This window comes from Streptomyces sp. C36 (assembly GCF_040932295.1).
GTDB classification, from domain to species: domain Bacteria; phylum Actinomycetota; class Actinomycetes; order Streptomycetales; family Streptomycetaceae; genus Streptomyces; species Streptomyces triculaminicus.
Genome location: NZ_JBFQGI010000001.1, coordinates 1,067,530 through 1,083,955, shown reverse-complemented (window position 1 = coordinate 1,083,955; position 16,426 = coordinate 1,067,530). Strand labels below are relative to the sequence as shown.

Below are 16,426 nucleotides of genomic sequence, written 5' to 3'. Positions count from 1 at the left end.
CCGCCGCGTCACGAGTCGCGGAAATAGCGGATGCGCCGCTCAAGAGGCGTCGGTTACGGTAGGTGCATGTCTACGCCCCGAATTTCCTAGCTGAGGACCCGCTTCCACGCCAGAAGTGTGTCCTTTTGCTTTTTCGGAGCGTAACCCTATGATCACCGTTCGTGGTGCCGAGCTGCGCGCGGGCGCCCGCCTGCTGCTCTCCGGCATTTCCTTCACCGTCTCCCCCGGCGACCGCATCGGCCTGGTCGGCCGCAACGGCGCCGGCAAGACGACCCTCATGACGACCCTGGCGGGCCGGACCGTGCCCGCCGCCGGGTCCATCACCCGCGCCGGCCCGGTCGGCTTCCTTGCCCAGGACTCCCGCGCGTCCGACCCGGACGTCACGGTCACCGACCGGATCCTGTCGGCCCGGGACCTCGACCGGGCGCTGCAGCGGCTGCGTTCCGCCGAGGCCGCCATGGCCGACGCGCCGGGTCCCGCCGCGCTGGAGCGGGCGATGAACGTCTACGCCCGTGCGGAGGCCGCCTTCCAGGCCGGCGGCGGGTACGCGGCCGAGGCCGAGGCCGCGCGTATCGCCGCCGGCCTCGGTCTGCCCGACCGGGTCCTGCACCAGCCGGTCGGCACCCTGTCCGGGGGCCAGCGGCGCCGCGTCGAGCTGGCCCGCATCCTCTTCGCGGGCCACAACGGCACGCTGCTGCTGGACGAGCCGACCAACCACCTCGACGCCGACTCCGTCGCCTGGCTGCGCGCCTTCCTCCAGGGGCACCGGGGCGGCCTGGTGGTGATCAGCCATGACAACGGCCTGCTCGCCGACGTCGCCAACCGGATCTTCCACCTGGACGCCACCCGCGCCACGATCGACGTCCACAACACCGGCTGGACCGCGTACCTGGCCCAGCGGGAGGCGGACGAGCGGCGCCGCGCCCGGGAACGGGCGAACACCGAGCGCAAGGCAGCCGCCCTGCACACCCAGGCGGACAAGATGAAGGCGCGGTCCGCGACCGCCGTCATGGCCAGGAGCATGGCGCGGCGTGCCGACCGGATGCTGACGGAACTCGAGCCGGCCCGGCGGACGGAGAAGATCGCGAAGATACGGCTGCCCGAGCCCGCCCCCTGCGGCCGGACGCCGCTCGGCGCGATCAGCCTCATCAAGTCCTACGGCGACCACCAGGTCCTGGGCGGTGTGGACCTGGCCGTGGACCGGGGCAGCCGCCTGGTCGTCCTCGGCCTCAACGGTGCCGGCAAGACCACCCTGTTGCGCGTTCTCGCCGGTGCGGAGCGGCCGGACGCCGGCCGGGTGACGCACGGGCACGGGCTGCGCCTGGGCTACTTCGCCCAGGAGCACGACACCCTCGCCCTCGACCGTACGGTCCGGGAGAACCTGGCCGACGCCGCCCCGCACCTGAGCGACGGTGACGTGCGCAGGGTGCTGGGCGCGTTCCTGTTCTCCGGGGACGACGCCGAGAAGCGGGCCGGGGTGCTGTCCGGTGGGGAGAAGACCCGCCTGGCCCTGGCCGGCCTCGTCCACTCCGGCGCCAACGTGCTGCTGCTGGACGAGCCGACCAACAACCTCGATCCCGCCTCCCGTACCGAAGTCCTGGCCGCCGTCGACTCCTACCCCGGGGCGATCGTCATGGTCACCCACGACGAAGGCGCCATCGACGCCCTGCGCCCCGACCGCGTCCTGATCCTGCCGGACGCGGACGAGGACCTGTGGAACGAGGACTACCGGGACCTGGTCTCCCTCGCCTGACCACCCCGCCCCGACCGGACCCACCGCTCGGGGCGGTCCGGGGTGACAACGTCCGCGCCATCACCGGCCCGGTGGTGGCGCGGGCGGGTGTCGGCGACTCACGCAACGCCGCTTCAGGGGCCGCGTCGGGCTGGGGCGTGGTCAGGAAGCATCGCATGCTCTCCGGACCACCACCGGGACTGCCGACGCCGGTCATGGGCGTTTGTCGCCGTGGGCCATTTGTGGTAATTGCTACCGCCTCCTCCCGCGCCTGCCGTGGAACCGTCCGCATCGCGATGAACAATCACGTCGCCGTGGCCGTTGGACGCCCGAGCGGCGTGCCGATGGACGCGTGAGCACATCTCAGCTCGCAGCGACGCATGGAGAAGAATCCGATGGACGCAGCAGGACACCCGCGCCGTAGAGCGCTGCTCACCGGTGGCTTCGCGGTCGCCGCGGCCGCGCTCGCCGGGTGCGCGAAGAGCACGCCGAAGCCCGCGACGCCCGCCGACCTGAAGGTGAAGGCGAAGGCGACGACCGCGCCACCGGACGAGCGTCCGACCACGGCCAAGGCGGCACTCGCGAGGCTCATGGAGGGCAACAGGCGCTGGGTGGACGGAAACCTCCACCACCCCGACCGCGATCCCGACCGGCGTCAGCTGGTGGCCCAGACGCAGGAACCGTACGGGGTGGTCCTCTCGTGCATCGATTCCCGCGTACCGCCCGAGCTTCTCTTCGACACCGGTCTCGGCGACCTGTACGTGCTGCGCACTGGCGCTCAGGCGGTCGGCCCGGTGGTCACGGGTTCCGTCGAGTACGGCCCCATGACGAGCGGCACCCCGCTGATCGTCGTCCTCGGACACCAGCGCTGCGGCGCCGTGGAGGCGTCGTACAAGGCCATGCGCGACGGCGCGACGCTGCCCGGCAATCTGCAGGCGATCGCCGACGCCCTGCGTCCTGCGTACGACCAGGCCGTCAGGCTGGACGGTAGCGACCCGGTCGACACGATGACGCGCGCCCAGATCAGACTGACCGCGAACGACCTGCGCTCCAACAAGGACCTCGGCCCACTCGTGAAGAAGGGCTCCCTCGCGGTGGTCGGCGCCTACTACTCCCTCGACACCGGGCGCGTGGAGATCCTGGGCGGCGCTCCCTCCTGACACGCCCTGTCCGTGGGCGTACGACGGGGCGGCTGCCGCGATGGCCGCAGCAGCCGCCCCGTGCTCCACCGCCCGCGCACGTCGGCCGCGGGCAGGGCGCCCATCAGGGAGCGCTCGGCCCTCGATGGATCATGCCGTCCCGGAGGACATCAGGGGGGAGACTCCTTACGACGACCCGGGCCCAGGGCATCGGTCTCGGCAGCAGGCTTGTCAGGGCGTTCCCCCGTCGCTGCCCGCCGTTCCTGCTCTGCTGCGTCCGGTGCCTTCTGCTGCCGCTTCCGCTTCTTCGCAGCGGCGCGGGCCTCGTCCCGTCCCTTCTTGTGCGTCCCGACCATGACTAAGATCCAATCTCTTGCACCGCGGGATCTCTTCTCAGGTTCACACGGATGGACGAGGCGCGCATCATGCCGCGTATCCACGCGCATGAGATGACCCTGCGCATCGCCTACGACGCCCACCGAGCGGCCCTGCGGCCAGGCGTCAGGGAGCCGATCCGGCGATCAGCTGACGTGGGCGGCGATGGTGAGCGCACACGCAAGGGACTCGGTGTGCGTCGTGTCCACCTCCAGGTCATAGAAGACCCCGTCGTGAACGACCTCAGCCTGCAACGCGGCCATCCCCTGGACGCGATCTCCTCGTGCGATCTCACGGCCCGCGGCGACCGCGCTCTCGCACCTGACGCCGACCCACAACACGGCCAGTCCGTCCAGAGCCTTCTGCCACCGCTGCTGGGACGCCGCTCCGCCGAGGAAGACGTCATCGATGATGACCCTGGCGCCTCCACGGGCCATCGCCGCTATGCCCTCCGTCCAGGCCGCCTCCAGCGCCCGGAAGTCCGCCCCGACGCTCACTCCGCCATCCGACGCGATCCGGATCCCCTCGTCCGACGCCCGCATCTTCGCGGGCATGGCGTCGACGAACGAGTCGCACCCGAAGGCAAGCCACGGATCCGGCAGTACGTCCTGCAGGCACCGTACGATCCCGGACTTCCCTGAGCTGGACCCACCGTTGAGAATGATCATCTGAGTCGTCACCGGGTCACAGTAGGGCGCAACCTGCACGGCACGAAGCGAATTTCGGCACACACACGCCAGCGGTGCCGACAGCAACAGAAGTCGCACGCGGGCGGGGCGGCATCGGCCGGCCGTGTGCCCGCCGGCACGCCTTCGTCGTCTGCGTCGTCTGCGTCCGTGTGGCCGACGGCCGCCGACGGCCGCCGACGGCACGGCCGTGGCGCGGTGTCTCGTTCATGCCTACGACGCGGTACGGCGAGCGGAGTTCATGCTGCTCGGCTCGTCCGGTGAGCGGCGGGCTGCCGGTCCGCCGGGACGGGGGTCAGCCGGTAGCCGTCGGCGTGGGAGCTGACGTGGCCGCCGGTGGGCGGGGGGAAATGGGTGCCCAGCACGAGGGCGCCGGTGCCGGCCAGTGAGGCGAGCAGGGTGCGCCGGGTGGCCTGGGATTGCGCGGGGTCGATGTCGACGCAACTGCCGATGCCCGGGTCGGCGAGCTGGACCGGGTGATGGATGCAGTCTCCGGTGATCAGTGCCGTCGCGTCGCGGCTGCTGACCTGGACCGCGATGTGGCCCGGGGTGTGCCCGGGCGTGGGGATCAGGCGCACGCCCGGGGCGATGTCCTTGCCCTCGGCCGGAACGTCGACGAGGTCGAGCAGCCCGGCGTCCTCGATCGGGTGCACGGAATCGCGGAACATCTGCTGCCGGGCTTCGTCCATGTCGTAGCCGGCCCAGAACTCCCGCTCGGCGCGGGAGGTGACGTAGCGGGCGTTGGGGAAGGTGGGAATCCATTGACCGTCCACCTCACGGGTGTTCCAGCCGACGTGGTCGGCGTGCAGATGCGTGAGGATCACCAGGTCGACGGACTCCGGGGGAAAGCCGGCGTTCGTGAGGCGGCGAAGGTAGTCGGTCCGCAGGTTGTGCCAGGCCGGGTTCGCCCGCGTCTTTCCGTTGCCGATCCCGGTGTCCACGACGACCCGCAGCCCGCCGGCCGAGAACGCGAAGCTGTGGCTGGAGAGGTGCAGGACGCCTTCGTGGTCGGCGAAGTCGGGCTGCAGCCAGTCGTGCCGGGTGACGACATCGGCGGTGGCGGTGGGCAGCAGCCACTGCCCGGTCGCGGGCGGGAGAGGCACCTCGTCCACTCGGTGGAGGACGATGTCTCCCACGGTCCAGGACGGGGCCGCGGCGGAAGTGAGTTCGGTGGCGGTGGGTGCCTGCATCGCGGTGGCTTCCTTCAGGGAGAGGGTGGGCGGCGGGTTGCCTGGGCGGAACGGGGAGGCGGACACGGAACCCCCTTCCGACCCACTTAAAGCAATGGGTTTGCGTTAAGCCAGCGTAGTCCCTAGCGCTCGACAAAGGCAAACACTTAGCCTTTAGGCGGGTCGCTGGCTTCAACACCCCCGCCGTGTCGACCCGATCAGGTGCCGCCCACCGCGCGGGAGAGGAGAGCAGCGATGCCGCCGCATGAGCTGTCTCCGGCCGCCGCCATCCGAGGAGATGACGGCACAGTGGAGCCACGGCCGACCCGGGGTCGCACACCTGACGCAACTATTTTGCATTAAGTTAAAAGTGATCACCATGCCCAGACCAATGGCCCGCGCCGGTCGCCGACTGCCTGCGGCACGGGCGACGCCGGCGTCACGCCACCGCTGCCGGGCCGCCGGTGTACTGACCGTTCCGGCCCGGCTCGTCGCGCGCGGCCGCCGTGGAACGTCCCCGTTCCCTCAACGGCCGCTCGGGACACCGCACCGGGCCGGAGCGGCGGCTCTCAGAGCCGCGGCCGTGCCCAGAACCGCTCCAGGGCGTCAGCCGCGGCATCGGGCCGTTCGAGCATCCACCAGTGCCCCAGACCCGTCAGCGTCTCGGTGCGGGCACCGAGACGGGCGGCCACGGCGGACGAGGTCTCGATGTCGTCGAAGGGGTCGAGCGACGGCTGGAGAACCAGGCCGGGAGCGGAGGTGGGCGCCGAGAGCTCCCGGCTCCAGGACGCGAAGACGTTGGGCGTCGCCGAACGGTAGAGGTCCAGGATGGAGACCGCCATGGTCTCGTCGAACGCCGCGGCCATCGCCTTCGCGTGCTCCTCCCCCACTCCGGCAGCCACGAGTTGGGCGGCGGTTCCCTCAGGAGCGCCGGGGGCGGCGCCCACCGCGGTCCGCACCCATTCCTCGCCGGCTCCGGATGTCTGCCACAGCCGCGCCGCCGCATGCCACTCGTAGTCCGGGTGGAGTACGCCGCCCACGTCCACGGCCCAACTCCGCAACGGAACACGGGAACCAGCCGCCACGCACACCACCAGCAGCGCACCCCAGTCATGACCGACCAGGTCGATCGGCCCCTCCGTCTCGAGCAGCGCCTCCTCCAGCCACCGCACGTAATCCTCCTTCGCGGCACGGAACCCGTGCGGCCGGGGACCACCGAATCCCGGGAGCTCCAAGGCCACCGTGTCCCCGCCCAGCCGGGCACGTAAGCCGTCCCACACGCTGCCGGTCTCCGGAACACCGTGCACGAACACAGCCGTCATCGTCCTGCCTCCTGTCTCGATCACCGGGCTGCGCCCATGGCAGCCCTTTCCTCACCGTTCAACGGCGCGGACATCAGTTCAGTTCATCCGATCGATCAACTCTCTCGCCCCACAGGGAGATCAGCTCATCCCGCGGGGCCGGGCCGCTGGGTCAGTCGGCGGCGGTCAGCGCCGGCAGTCCGGACAGGTGCCGGCTGCTGGGCTGGTGGGGTGGGTCAAAGGAACGACGGTCGCGGCCGACCGCGCAGATGTACTCGCCCGGCCGGCGGGAGCCGCCTTGGGCGAATGGCTCCTCGCGGCCAGCCTGTTGGTGCTACCGCCCCCGGTCCCGCTCGACACCCGGTGCCCGTGGCGCGGTGTGCATACGGTGCCCGCTGACAGCCTCCTGCTCCTTCACGCGGACGGCGCGGCGCGGGTCGTACCGTGGTGGCGCCCGTCACCGTTTCGGCGCGGGAAAGGGTGCCGCTGCGGGATCGCCTCGCCGCCCGACTGGCCGTGACTCTGGCTCGCCCGCTGGCCTCTCTGCCCGCAGGGCGCCCGAGGCGCCTCCTGCGCGTCGTACGCCGAGGCGCCGCTCCGGCCACCGCCGCGCAGGCCCTCGCCGCCCGGCGGGCCGTCGTCGCGGTGAGCGCACGCTGTGCCGGCCAGAACTGCCTTCAACGTTCCGTGACCACGGCGCGGACGTGCCGGATGGGCTCGGTGTGCCCGTCTGGTGTACGGGCGTACGCACCCAGCCCTTTCGCGCCCATGCCTGGGTGGAGGTGGACGACCTTCCCATCGGCGAGCCGCACGTGCCCGGCTATTACCACCGGCTGATGACAGTAGGGCCCGTGGCACATGGATCCACCGCGGGCCCTTCCCCTCAGGGCGCGCCGCATCCCTGACACAACGGGCCGATCCGGTGTCGCATCGGTGATCTCCTGTGCCCGAACAGGACTAGGTGTGCTCCGGGCCCAGGCGTCAGTTCTTCGCGCATGCGACGACCGGCCCCTTGAGCATTCCACCGGTGTAGGTTTCCTGGCCATTGGGCAGCCAGTAGCCCATCTTGGAGATGATCGTCGAACAGTGGGCCCCCAGGCGCACCATGACCTTCACCTTCGTCGGACGTCCCGGTTGCACACCGACCAAGGCGCAGTCCAGGACGTGCGGCCGGCGTTCCTCGGACGGGTAGGCCTTCGTCAAGGGGTTGGTGCACTGGCGGTCGGAGGAGGAGAGGCGTAGGCCTGTTCCTTCCTGGCCGATCAGGCCCAGGCGGGCATTGCTGTCGCCGCGCAGGTCGTGGCGCGTGACCGTGTAGGTCAGCGTCGTGGCGCGGCCGGGGCGGATGGTGGCCGGTGTGACGGTGATGGTGTGGACCGGAGCCGGCTTGGGCCATGCCAGGGTGATCGTGCGGGTCCAGCCGCCGCGTGCGTCGAAGGCCGGCGTCGCCGACCGCGCGCGCATGGCGACCGTGACCTTGTACGTGCCCGGCCCGGGGTATTCGGTGCGGGTGCCCAGACTCCCCGAGGCGACCTCGCGGCCGTCGCGCGCCGTCATTCGGTACGTGCCGGAAACGTCGCACGCGGAGTGTTCGCACCACGTCGGCGTCGACAGGGTGACGAACGCATTGTCCAAAGACGCGCACAGCCGTGTCCTCGCCGAACGCCCACCCGCGCCGGTGAGCGCACCGCCGTCGACGCATCGCTGCTCCCCCGCCTGCGGGGCCGCCGCTTCCAGGGCCTCCACTGCCGGCGGCGGACCCCATAGCGGCGTCGCGACCAGCGCGGCAAGAGCGAACGTACGAACGAACCTCTTCGGCCTCATCACGAACTCCCGGTGTCCGGTAACAGCGCAAACGCCCAGAGTGATTATCCGTGCGCCCACGCCGACCCTTCCGACGCCACGCCGACGACAGGCCCCCGGGGCCAAGGGCTTCCAACCCCCACTCAGGCGACGTCGGCGCGTACGAGCAGGTTCCCCAGGGCCTCGTCCCCCGGCGGGTCGGGCCACATGCCGGTGATGTCCCTCCGCCGTGGACGGTGACGCCGCCCGCCTCGCACCGCCCAGCCGTTCCCTGCACGGTGAGCGCGGTGCCCGGCAGCTCGCCGACGGCGTGGCCAAGGCCGGCCCGGTCTGGTCCGGTCCGGTCCGGTCCGGTCAGAGGACCGCATCACCGACCAGCCGCAGGCGGCCAACTGCCCGGTCCGGTGTGCGAGCCAGGCGGCGAACATGGTGCAGGGGCGCCGAGCGGAGCTGTTTCGCACACATGCCCGCCGAGTCCTGCATCGCTGTCCGGACCATTATCGTGGACAGCGGGGTGGGTACGGCCCGATCGGGACCGGCTACCGCTGCTCGCGGAAGAGTGTGGGCAGCTGGGCGGTGGTGGTGACATGTGCTTGGCGGGGGAAGATCGTGTCGGTGAGGAAGTTGTGGACGGCTGGGTCGTGGTCGGCGCATGCGTCGGCGAGGACGACGAGGCGGTAGTCGCGGTCGGCGGCGTCGCGGAGGGTGGACAGGACGACGCCGCTGGTGGCCACGCCGGCGAGAACCAGAGTGTCGATACCGGCCGTACGCAGACGGTCGTCGAGGTCGGTGGTGGAGAACGCCCCGATGCGGGTCTTGCGGACGACGATGTCCTGCGGGTGCGGCGTGAGCCGCTCGTGGACGGCGGTGCCGGGTACGTCGGCGTGCAGAGCGCGTAGGAGTTCGGGCGTGGCCATGGCCGCGATCGGGCTGACGGCCGGGATCGCGTCGCAGTCGGCGTCGGTGAACGCGACGCGTACGTAGCCGATTCTGCCGCCCAGGTCACGGACGGTGTCGATCGCGGTGGCGGCCTTGTCCAGCAGATCCGGGGCAGCCGCTGCGAGCGAGCCGAGGATGGAGGGCTGGTAGTCCATCACCAGCAACGCGGTGCGGCGGGGGTCGAGCGTCGGCTTGGCGTCTGTCATGAGTCGGCTCCTTGGTGTCGGTGGCGTTCAGGCGGTGGTGTCGCCGGTGTGGCGCAAGGTGCGGTCGGCGAGGGTGATGAGCAGGAACAGTGCCGAGGCGGCGAGCATGAACCAGGCCAGGTGGTGCAGCCCTGTCGTGCCCGAGCCCGGGGTCAGGAAGGCGCTGGTGGCAACGGTCGACCCGATGGCGCCCAGGTAGGAGAAGGTGCGCAGTAGTCCCGCCGAGGAGCCGATGCGCTGCGGGTCCGCCTGGTGGTAGACGGCGTTTTGGATGGCGAGATTGTTGAGCCCGTACGGGATGCCTATGGCGCACGCGGCCGCCGGCAGGAGCCAGAGCGGGGCGGAGGGGCGTATCGCGAACAGGAGCGCGCAGGCCGCGAGCTGGGCTGCGCTGCCGGCGAGCAGCTTGCCGCGGATCTCGGCGCGACGCCCGGTGATGGTCGAGACCGCGATGGCGGTGGCCGACATCGGCAGCATGACGAGTCCGGCCGTGGTGGGGTCCAGGCCGCGGTCCTCTTCCAACCACTGGGGGAAGCCGTACAGGAAGCAGTTGGCAACCATGGCGATCAGCAGGCCGCGCGCGTAGCTGGCCAGGAGCGGGCGGCTGCCGGCCAGGGCCCGTATGTCGAGGAAAGGCTGCGTGGTCCGCAGCTCACGCACGACGAAGGCCGCCGCGAGCACCGCGGTGATCACCGGGAGATACCAGTGTCCGGCATGCGGGCTCATCAGAAACAGCAACAGCGACAGCAGCATGGCGGCGAAGAGCACCATGCCCGGTAAGTCCAGGCCGGCCAGGCCCGCCAGGCCGGACCGGGTCTCCCGCGACGCGGTGGTTTTCGGGAGCCAGATCATGCCCGCGATCAGGCAGCCGAGCGCCAGTGGGATGTTGATGGCGAAGGTGGTGCGCCAGCCGCCGAGATGGATGAGCAGCCCGCCCAGGGCCGGTCCGATCACGATGACGGTCTGATTGGCGATCGCCAGCACCGACAGCACCCCGGTGGGGCTGCTGCGGCCGGTGCGGTCGGCTTCGCTGCGCAGCAGGTACATCGAGGCGGGATATCCGGCACAGGTGCCGAACCCGAGGATCACGCGGGCCAGCACGAGCACCCACAGCGAGGGGGCGAGGGCGCCGACTAATCCGGCGAGCCCCGTGAGCGCGGCTCCGGTGAGGAACAGAGGGCGCGGGCCGTAGAGTTCGATCAGCCGTCCCATCGCCGGCTGCCCGATGGCGGTGGCCACATACAGGGCCGAGACCAGCCACACGGTCTGCGACGGCGGCGCGCCGAACGCCACCCCGATCGCCACCAGGGACACCGAGATGATCGAGGAATTGACCGGGTTCAGCACCGAGCCGAGCACCATCGGGACCAGCAGCCGCCGGTCGAAACCGTCCGTCTTCTGCCGTCCCTCGTCGGCTCGTTGCGACGTGGACGTGACGGTCACTGCCGCACCAGCCTTTCCAGGAGCCCCAGCGCCGTCAGTACGGTCTGCCGCTCCTGCTCGGTGAAGTTCTCCTCGAGCTCGGCGGACAGCCATTCCTGCGCGGCATGCGAGCGGCCCGCCACGTAGTCCTGACCTGCCGGGCTCAGGGACACCAGCTGACGGCGCCGATCGTCCGGGTCCGGCCGGCGTTCGACCAGCCCCCGCTCTCCCAGCACTGCGACGGTCGCGGCGATCGCCTGCGGACGTACCCGCTCGACCGCCGCGATATCGCTGGCCGACGCGTCCCCGTCCCGCAACCGGCTCAGCACCGCCACCTGCGACGGCGTGAGCTCCCCACTGCCGGACGACTCCTGGAACCTGCGCCGCAACCGGCTGACCAGCCCCCGCAGGTCCTGCGCGGCCCGAGCAGCCGATGCGGAGATGCTCGAAGGGTTCTGAGTGGATTCGGACATACCCTCAGAGTAGATCTTCAAGTCAGATTGAACAAGCCAGGTTGAAGATTGTCCGCCGTGTGATGAAGCCGGGAAGGTGGCGCAACGTCACGAGGTGGCTGCCGACCTGGCGCCAACGGATTCCTCGAAGCTCGCATCAGGCGCGAAGAGCCAGGCACCTCGCCGGGCCCCGAGGCCGGCCTCGGCCATGGCGCTGCTCCCCCTACGCCTCCCCGCTGGTGGGTTGCCTCGCCAATTCGGCCTCGAGGTCGTCCAGGCCCAACGAGCCCTGCGAGAGCGCCATCATGTGCCAGCTCTTGAGGTCGAAGCGCGCCCCCTGCCGACGGCGGGCTGCTTCCCGCCCGCGCAGCCATGCCCGTTCTCCCAGCTTGTAGCCGATGGCCTGGCCGGGCCATCCGAGGTAGCGGTCGATCTCACCGGCGCGGCGCGCGGCCGGGCTGCCGTGGTAGGCGGCCATGAACGCGGTCGCCAGCTCCGGGGTCCAGCGTTCGCCCGGGTGGAAGCCGGAGTGGGTGGGGATGGTGAGCTTCAGGTGCATGCCGATGTCGACGATGACGCGAATGATCCGGAGCATCTGCTTGTCCAGGTAACCCAGCCGACGGGCGGGGTCGGTGAGGAAGCCCAGTTCGTCCATGAGGCGTTCCGCGTAGAGGGCCCAGCCCTCGACGTTGGCGCTGACCTTGCCCAGGGTGATCTGGTAGCGACTGAGCCGGTCGGCGACGGCCACCCACTGGGCCAGCTGGAGGTGGTGCCCGGGGACGCCCTCGTGGTACCAGGTGCTTACCAGTTGCCACGTCGGGAAGGTGGTGCGGCCCAGGGCCGGCAGGTAGGCGCGGCCGGGGCGGCTGAAGTCGAGGCTGGGGCCGGTGTAGTAGGGGGCCGTGGAATTGCCGGGCGGGGCGATCCGCGATTCGAACCTGCGGACGGGGCCGGCGAGGTCGAAGTGGGTGCCCTCCAGAGCGTCCATCGCCTGTTCCGCGATCGCTTGGAGCCAGTCGCGTATCCGGTCCTCGCCTTCGATCGCGTGGCCGGAGGTGTTGAGGTGGTCCATGACGTTGCGTACACCGGCCCCCGGCAGTACGCGGTCGGCCGCGGCCCGCATCTCCGTGACCGTTCGGTGGAACTCTTCCCAGGCCCAGTGGTAGGTCTCGGTCACGTCGATGTCGGTGCCGGTGGTCCAGCGAGCCGAGAGCAGGTAGCGTCCGCGCCCCACGGCGTCCGGGATGCCGTCCGCGGCAGGCAGGTACGTCTCACTCAGCCAGCCGCGGAACTCCTCGACGCCGGCGGTGGCGTGGGCAGCAGCGGCCTCCAGCTCCTGGCGCATCCGGGGCGGGCCGTCGGCGACGAATTCGAGGAACCAACTCCTGGTGCCGTTGTCATGGCCGGTCCAGGAGGCAAGCTGGCCGATCACCGCCCGGGCCTGGCGCGGCGCGGACAGCAGACCTCGTCCGATGCCCTCGGTGAGGGTCGCGCGGTAACCGGCCAGCGCTGCCGACACATTGCGAAGCCGGCCGGCCACTGCGGCCCAGTCGTCCTCGGTGTCGGTGGGCATGAGGGCGAAGATCCTTCGTACCCGGTGCACGGGCGAGTTGACGTTGCGCAGCTGCCGGTAGTGGTCACCGGCTTCGTGCAAGGCGAGCTCGGCGGCGAGGCGCTCCCGCAGCAGCCGGTCACAGGCGCGCTCCGCAGTCCCCGCACCAGTCGGTGCCGCGTTCAGCGCGGCGAGCGCACGACGGCTCTCTTCGGCCAGGGCGTCGAAGCCGTCCGGGGACAGGTCGGGCTGACGGTGGTTCCCCGGGAACAGGCCCAGCCGTGCGGAGGTCATGGGGTCGAGTGACGCGATCCGGTGGACGTGATCGTCGGCGATACGACGCGCGGTCATGGGCTTCTCCGGCACCCCGCCATCCTGACGGAACGTGGAGCGCGGTGTCACCAACGCAACCTGCACGTCTGCACACCTGCATGCCTGCATGCCTGCATGCCTGCACGTCACGCGCCGGGGTCAAGACCGGCTTCGTCGACATCTCGCTGAAGGTCGCCGGTCTCAGACAGGCAAGAAGGGGCTCGGTGAACACCCGACAAAAGTGGTGCGGAGAGTGTCGGGTGATCGGGACCGGTGCCGCCGCACGATGGGGGCATGGATGACACGACCTTGGTATCCCGCTTCCTCCGCGACGGCTTCGTGAAGTTGGAGGGCGCCGTCGCGCCGCGCGTGGCCGCGGACTGCGCGCGACTGCTGTGGCGAGAGACGGGCTGCGACCCGAACGATCCGGCGACGTGGACGCATCCCGTGCACTGGGTGGCCGGCATGGCGCAGGGGCCGTTCGCCGCCGCACCCAACTCCCCGTCCCTGCAGCGCGCGTACGACCTGCTCGTCGGCGCGGGACGCTGGGAGCCGCGCTACTCGCTGGGCACGTTCCCGCTGCGCTTCCCGCACGAGGAGGAGCCGGACGACGCGGGCTGGCACATCGAGGGGAGCTACCTGCCGGAGGGCGAGAGCTGGTACTTCACAAACCTGCGCTCCCGGGGCCGGGCGTTGCTGATGCTGTTCCTGTTCAGCGAGGTCGGTGAGGAGGACGCCCCGACCCGGATCCGGGTCGGCTCACACCTCGACGTGCCGAAGGTGCTGGAGAAGTACGGGGAGGACGGGGCGAGCGGGCTGGCCCTTGCGCCCGATCTGGTGGCGGCGTCCGACCACCGGCCACTCGCCCTCGCCACCGGGTCCCCGGGCGACGTCTTCCTGTGCCATCCGTTCCTGGTGCACGCGGCGCAACCGCACCATGGGGTGCGACCGCGCTTCATGGCCCAGCCGCCGCTGATGCCGGCCGCGCCGTACGAACTGGAGCGGGCCGACGGCGCGTACTCACCCGTGGAGATCGCGATCCGTCGGGGCCTGGGACAGGACACCCCGGTCACCGGCCTTTACTGAGAAACGCTCAATCTTCTGACAAGGGGCCGACCGGGCCGACCGGGCCGCTATACAAAGGGGATGACTTTCCCGGAGGCGTCCCGACGCCACTTCCTGCACGCGGCGGCCGCTGCCACCCCGCTCGCCGCGCTCGGCACGGCCGCGCCACCCGCGAGCGCCGAGCCGCAGCGCTGGAGCGGGGACTGGCCCGCGCCCCTCCGGGACGCGGTGACGCGCGCCATGCCCGCCGCCGTGGACCGGGCCCGCGAGGCCCGCTGGCCGTTCGGGGCGGTCCTGGTCGACGTGAGCGGCGGGGCCGTCGTGGCCGGAGCCCGTAACACCACGGACCTCTCCGGCGACCCCACGGAGCACGCCGAGGTGAACCTGCTGCGCAAGGCCGTGGAGCTGGACCTCGACCTCCACACTCACGTGGTGGTCTCCACCGCCGAGCCGTGCGTGATGTGCGCGGGCGCGCTCCTCTGGGGCGAGGTACGGGGTGTCGCCTACGGCACCTCCGTGGCCAAGCTCATCTCCTACGGGATCCCGCAGGTCGACCTGTCCTTCACCGACATGGCCAGGCGCTCGCGGCTGAAGACGGGGCGGCCCATCGTGGCTCGCGACGTACGGCCGGACCTCACCGATCCCCTCTACCGCGATCTGATGCCCTGAGCACCGCCATGAGCTCCAGCCCGTAACGGCCAGAGCGGCCAGGGCGGCCAGGGCGGCCACAGGCCGATCGGGGTTCGACCGCGGGGACGGTGGCACGGGTGCCGTTCCAGTCCGCCACGGCCGGCGGAAAAACCCACTTGAACGGGCCCTGGGTGGGCGTGGCAGGCTTGCGCGGTGATCGTTGAGTTGGCTCCCGGCTTTCTGAGCTGGGACGAGGTGGACCCTGCCCGTCATCCGTTCGACAGCGCGTCGGCAGCGCACGTGGTGCGGTCGCTCGGGCCGGCCCGGCGGGTGCCTCGCCGCCCCGACATCCCCTTCCACAACGTGGCGATGAGCGATTGGAGCCACGGCGAGGCCAAGCTCTGGGCCGACGCCATGTCGTATGCCCTCGTCCAGCGCTACGGCCGCTGGACCGTGGGCTCGCGCTGGGCACACGACGAAGGGGACTTCGACGGAGGACCGGTGGGCAACTGGTGCTGCCCTCGGGATTCCATCACCACCCCGGAGGAGACGCTTGCCCTGGTCGTCGCCGCGCTGCGCGAGTGGCGCGGGTGGCTGGAGAGCCTCGCCGGATGGTTCGAGGCCTATCCGCTGCAGCTGACCGCCGTCGAGGATCAGCGGATCTGGTGGGAGCGCGCGGCTCGGAACCTGATCCTTCAGGTCGTCGACCGCACCGGCAGCGGCAGCGGCTGGCACAGGCACTGCCGGCAGGTGCTCACCTGGTTCCTCGATCGCTGGGGAGTCGCAGCCGACGTGGCGCAGGAGCTGGTCGAGGAGGCGATCGGCGGTCGGTTCCACAGCTGGACCGGCCCCGAGACGGTGCTGGTCGACGATGTCGCGGAGCGGCTCGCGCTGTCGCTGCGGCCGGACGACGGCACGCGGTCCCCCGAGCCAGTCCCGGACCACTTGCGGCGCTGGCTCGCGGTGCGTGAGTCCGTGCCGTGGCAGGAGGCCCCGGGGGGTGGCGCGGACGGGCCGGTGACCCCGTGCCGCGACGGCGCGGCGGAGGACATCCGTGCCTTCGACGGCGCCGTGGACCCCGCCCGCGCCTCGGGCCTGCTCGCCGCCCTGGACGTGCTGCGGGCCGACGCCGCACGCGGCGTCCCGCTCGACTTCGAACTGCTCCGCCGCTGGCAGCAGCACGTCCTGGACACACCACAGGTGCCGCCGTTCCGCACTTCACCCGCCTTCGCCAAGGGTGGCCGGGAACGCTACGGCATCGGCCCGGACACCCGCGCCCGCTTCGATGCCTGCCTGGCCGAAAGCGCAACGAACGGCGGGCGCACCCTGCCCCTGGCCGCTCGCGCGGCACGCGCCTATCTCGACGTCTGCTTCTTCCATCCCTTCGACGACGGCAACGCCCGGTCCGCCTTCCTCGCCCTCGCCCTCGTCTTCGTGCTCGCCCGCGAGGGCATCGCACTCGAGGATGTCGGCTTGCTCCGTCGCGTCACCTTCCAGGCCGATGTCCCTCAGGACCCGCTGATCCTCGCCCGGTACATCGGCATCCATCTCACGGAGACCCGACGCACCGCTGTCTCCCCCAGCTCGTCACCGAGCTGAGCGGCTCAGTCCCACACCGCGAACCATCCGACCGCCGTTGAAGC

At 71.0% G+C, this 16,426-nt stretch carries 15 protein-coding genes; 7 read left to right on the top strand and 8 right to left on the bottom strand.

The genetic code is table 11. The features are described 5' to 3' along the window. Window positions 1-148: 148 nt before the first annotated feature. Both AB4K12_RS04730 and AB4K12_RS04725 read left to right on the top strand, forming a co-directional pair. Window positions 149-1,753, top strand: coding sequence for an ABC-F family ATP-binding cassette domain-containing protein (locus tag AB4K12_RS04730; protein WP_368432965.1), 1,605 nt, complete (start codon window positions 149-151; stop codon window positions 1,751-1,753). Window positions 1,754-2,127: 374 nt separating this feature from the next. Next, a complete protein-coding gene (locus AB4K12_RS04725; RefSeq protein ID WP_368432964.1) occupies window positions 2,128-2,892 on the top strand; it encodes a carbonic anhydrase in 765 nt (254 codons plus the stop codon). A gap of 500 nt (window positions 2,893-3,392) precedes the next feature. On the opposite strand, the gene cpt is transcribed toward AB4K12_RS04725, so the two are convergent. The 3 genes from cpt to AB4K12_RS04710 all read right to left on the bottom strand — a co-directional run bounded on the left by cpt (window position 3,393) and on the right by AB4K12_RS04710 (window position 6,423). Then, window positions 3,393-3,914 (bottom strand): chloramphenicol phosphotransferase CPT, encoded by a 522-nt coding sequence (cpt, locus tag AB4K12_RS04720; RefSeq protein WP_368433154.1) that lies wholly within the window; start codon window positions 3,912-3,914, stop codon window positions 3,393-3,395. Between the two features lie 257 nt (window positions 3,915-4,171). After that, entirely contained in the window at window positions 4,172-5,122 is a 951-nt protein-coding gene (locus AB4K12_RS04715) for an MBL fold metallo-hydrolase (protein ID WP_368433153.1), read from the bottom strand. 548 nt (window positions 5,123-5,670) lie between these two features. Beyond that, window positions 5,671-6,423 carry an alpha/beta fold hydrolase gene (locus AB4K12_RS04710; protein ID WP_368432963.1) on the bottom strand — a complete coding sequence of 251 codons (753 nt, stop codon included), beginning with the start codon at window positions 6,421-6,423 and terminating at the stop codon, window positions 5,671-5,673. Window positions 6,424-6,846: 423 nt separating this feature from the next. Between AB4K12_RS04710 and AB4K12_RS04705 the strand changes: the two genes are divergently transcribed. Further along, window positions 6,847-7,239, top strand: coding sequence for a lasso peptide biosynthesis B2 protein (locus AB4K12_RS04705; protein ID WP_368432962.1), 393 nt, complete (start codon window positions 6,847-6,849; stop codon window positions 7,237-7,239). Next, window positions 7,179-7,307: a hypothetical protein gene (locus AB4K12_RS04700; protein WP_368432961.1), complete on the top strand. Its 129-nt coding sequence runs from the start codon at window positions 7,179-7,181 to the stop codon at window positions 7,305-7,307. The genes AB4K12_RS04705 and AB4K12_RS04700 overlap by 61 nt, the downstream gene beginning before the upstream one ends. Window positions 7,308-7,383: 76 nt before the next feature. Here AB4K12_RS04700 and AB4K12_RS04695 read toward each other — a convergent pair whose 3' ends face one another. The 5 genes from AB4K12_RS04695 to AB4K12_RS04675 form a co-directional block, all read right to left on the bottom strand. Then, window positions 7,384-8,226 (bottom strand): hypothetical protein, encoded by an 843-nt coding sequence (locus AB4K12_RS04695; RefSeq protein WP_368432960.1) that lies wholly within the window; start codon window positions 8,224-8,226, stop codon window positions 7,384-7,386. A 518-nt stretch (window positions 8,227-8,744) separates the two neighbouring features. Next, window positions 8,745-9,350, bottom strand: a complete 606-nt coding sequence (locus AB4K12_RS04690; protein ID WP_368432959.1) for a cysteine hydrolase family protein — start codon at window positions 9,348-9,350, stop codon at window positions 8,745-8,747. Window positions 9,351-9,377: 27 nt separating this feature from the next. Next, window positions 9,378-10,793 (bottom strand): MFS transporter, encoded by a 1,416-nt coding sequence (locus AB4K12_RS04685; RefSeq protein WP_368432958.1) that lies wholly within the window; start codon window positions 10,791-10,793, stop codon window positions 9,378-9,380. Further along, the gene (locus tag AB4K12_RS04680) at window positions 10,790-11,245 is read right to left on the bottom strand and encodes a MarR family winged helix-turn-helix transcriptional regulator (protein ID WP_368432957.1); all 456 of its coding nucleotides are present in this window, start codon (window positions 11,243-11,245) and stop codon (window positions 10,790-10,792) included. Before AB4K12_RS04680 ends, AB4K12_RS04685 begins: the two co-directional genes overlap by 4 nt. Before the next feature lie 202 nt (window positions 11,246-11,447). Then, the gene (locus AB4K12_RS04675) at window positions 11,448-13,127 is read right to left on the bottom strand and encodes a DUF885 domain-containing protein (RefSeq protein ID WP_368432956.1); all 1,680 of its coding nucleotides are present in this window, start codon (window positions 13,125-13,127) and stop codon (window positions 11,448-11,450) included. Between the two features lie 255 nt (window positions 13,128-13,382). Between AB4K12_RS04675 and AB4K12_RS04670 the strand changes: the two genes are divergently transcribed. The 3 genes from AB4K12_RS04670 to AB4K12_RS04660 all read left to right on the top strand — a co-directional run bounded on the left by AB4K12_RS04670 (window position 13,383) and on the right by AB4K12_RS04660 (window position 16,382). Further along, window positions 13,383-14,174: a phytanoyl-CoA dioxygenase family protein gene (locus tag AB4K12_RS04670; RefSeq protein WP_368432955.1), complete on the top strand. Its 792-nt coding sequence runs from the start codon at window positions 13,383-13,385 to the stop codon at window positions 14,172-14,174. Window positions 14,175-14,234: 60 nt separating this feature from the next. Next, on the top strand, window positions 14,235-14,822 hold the full coding sequence (locus tag AB4K12_RS04665; RefSeq protein WP_368432954.1) for a nucleoside deaminase: 588 nt from the start codon (window positions 14,235-14,237) through the stop codon (window positions 14,820-14,822). A gap of 330 nt (window positions 14,823-15,152) precedes the next feature. Continuing rightward, entirely contained in the window at window positions 15,153-16,382 is a 1,230-nt protein-coding gene (locus AB4K12_RS04660; protein ID WP_368432953.1) for a Fic family protein, read from the top strand. Window positions 16,383-16,426 lie beyond the last annotated feature (44 nt).